This is a genomic window from Streptomyces sp. HNM0645 (assembly GCF_030056615.1).
GTDB classification, from domain to species: Bacteria; Actinomycetota; Actinomycetes; order Streptomycetales; family Streptomycetaceae; genus Streptomyces; species Streptomyces marianii.
Map to the genome: position 1 here is coordinate 1 of NZ_JASHLT010000112.1, position 2,099 is coordinate 2,099.

The following is a 2,099-nucleotide window of genomic DNA, read 5'->3' on the forward strand; positions in this document are numbered from 1 at the left end:
ACAGCAGCCCGCCCAGCGACCGCACCGAAACCAACCCGGCCCGGGCCTGGACGGCCTCCCGGCTCGAAGAACAAGCAACGTGCCAAGCGCCACGACGTCGGCAAAACCATCAAACGCGCCGAATCGATCAAGGAACACCAAACACAACGCGGTTAAACGCCAAGCTGAGACCTACCACCTCATTGAACTGATTGACCAGCAGGTCCGCCCACCATTGCCGCAGCGTGTGGTTGATGATGGCGGCCTCGGACGGCAGAGCAAAGAGCAACCCAAGGAGCAGCACTGCGCTCAACGCGCAGGTCACGGCAGCGGCACCAACTGCGTGACGCACGCTGGCGAGTGCCACGGCACCTGCGCTTGAGCGCGGTGTCTCGGTCGAATGGACCGTCCGTCCCGCAATCAGCCCCGACAGGGGCGTTTCCCCTGGTTCGTGGACACCCTGATCATTGGATCGTGAGGATCCATAGAAGGTGCGGGGCCAGCCGGGTGATTCGACCGAATTCACTGCACCTTTTGCGAAACATTGAGGAAGTCATGCATTCATAGATCTTGGATGGAAGGATGTGAAATGAAGAGTTTTTTCGGGTTGGAGCGGATTCACGGCACCTTGGCGAGTAGGTGGACACGCGTCTCCTGTGGAATGCTCGCCTGTCTGGCAGCGACAGGCCTGTCGCTGCCGACGACCGCGATCGGCGCCCCCAAAGAAGGGCGACACGTTCCCGTCGCCGCTTCCGACGATTCGGCTGCCGCTGCGTCCACGGACGGCGGCCACGGCCCCTGTAAGAGGTGCAAGCAAGGACCTCCCGGACCGCAAGGACCGGCAGGACCGCAAGGACCGCAAGGACCGCAAGGACCGCAAGGACCGGCAGGCCCCACGAATACGCGCTACGTCACCGGAGAACGAGTGACGGTTGCCCCGAACGCGTTGGGAATCTCGCAGGCCAACTGCGGGGCGGACGCCGTGACCGGAGGCGGATACACCCTCATCGGCCCCTGGCCGGGAAGTCTCACCGCCCGTGCGGAGGGAACCTCACCCCACGTCTGGAACGTCATCGTCGTTAACCAGGCCGACGAGCCCGTCACGATCATCGCTGAGGGAGTGTGCGCCGACTCCTCCCCGTGAGCTGAGCCTTGCGTGCCGTGCGGGCATGCCCCGAAGCCCTGGCGCACCGGAGCGGGTCAACCGGCTCCCAGCGGAGTCCGGTGGGTGGTCGAGGGCGGTATGAGACGTACCGTCGTCCGAACGGTGAGCCGGAACGTGCGAGTCCCCGGGATGTGATGGCTCGGGGCTCGCACGTCGGGCCGCAGCGCAGAGGTGCCCCACCAGGAACCTTGCCCGAGGCGGGTGTGTCAATTACCCGCGGAGTTGTGTGAGCGTGCGGTGCGGATGTACCGCGCTGCCTAAGGGCTGTCCCGTAAATGATCTACGGCATGCTGGTTGACCATCTCGTTTCCCTGTTACCCGGCCAGAACGAGGTTGTGTAGGCGGGCAATGCCGAGCATGGCGTGATGCACGCCGTCGCCCTTGAGACGGCAGTCGCGAAGGATCTTCCACGCCTTCATCCTGGCGAAGGCGTGCTCGACGCGGGCGCGGACTTTGCGGTGGGAGGTGTTGTGCTCCTCTTTCCAGGCCGGGAGCTCGGTCTGGCCGCGTTCCCGGCGGTGCGGGATGAGCAGGCCGGTGCCGCGGTAACCGCCGTCGGCGATGAGGGTGGTCTTGCCAACGGCGGCCTTGGCGCCGGACAGCTCCCACGCCTTGCAGTCGTTGCGGTTCCCGGGCAGCGGCCGGCCGACGGCGACGACGAGTCGACTGTCGGCGTCGATGACCACCTGGTGGTTGGTGGAGTACCGGTAGTTCTTCGACTGCTCGGCGATGCTGTGGTCCCGCGTGGGGACCAGGGTTCCGTCCACGATCAACACCGTGTGAAGCTTCCCCTTGATGTTGGACACCTGGAGACTGGAACGTGAGGTTCCAGAGGAAGTAGTGCCAGGTGGGAAGCAAGAGCAACCGCAGCAGGCGGTACTCGGAGGAGTTCAAGCGCGACGCGGTCGCGCTGGTCCGCTCCTCCGGCAGGACCGTCACCGAGGTGGCCCGGGAG

The 2,099-nt window shown here is 65.1% G+C and carries 2 protein-coding genes and 2 pseudogenes; 2 read left to right on the forward strand and 2 right to left on the reverse strand.

The annotated features are described in order from the left end of the window. Positions 1–156: pseudogene (locus QMZ92_RS35795) on the forward strand (NF041680 family putative transposase); the annotation flags it as partial. Here QMZ92_RS35795 and QMZ92_RS35800 read toward each other — a convergent pair. Both QMZ92_RS35800 and QMZ92_RS35805 read right to left on the reverse strand, forming a co-directional pair. Beyond that, a complete protein-coding gene (locus QMZ92_RS35800; protein ID WP_283302117.1) occupies positions 128–346 on the reverse strand; it encodes a hypothetical protein in 219 nt (72 codons plus the stop codon). The pseudogene QMZ92_RS35795 and the gene QMZ92_RS35800 sit on opposite strands and share 29 nt — an antisense overlap. Positions 347–1,458: 1,112 nt before the next feature. Then, positions 1,459–1,923 (reverse strand): annotated as a pseudogene (locus QMZ92_RS35805) (transposase); the annotation flags it as partial. A 68-nt stretch (positions 1,924–1,991) separates the two neighbouring features. Here QMZ92_RS35805 and QMZ92_RS36715 point away from each other — a divergent pair. After that, positions 1,992–2,099 (forward strand): transposase (locus tag QMZ92_RS36715; protein WP_502961999.1); only part of this gene is annotated, 108 nt, incomplete at its 3' end.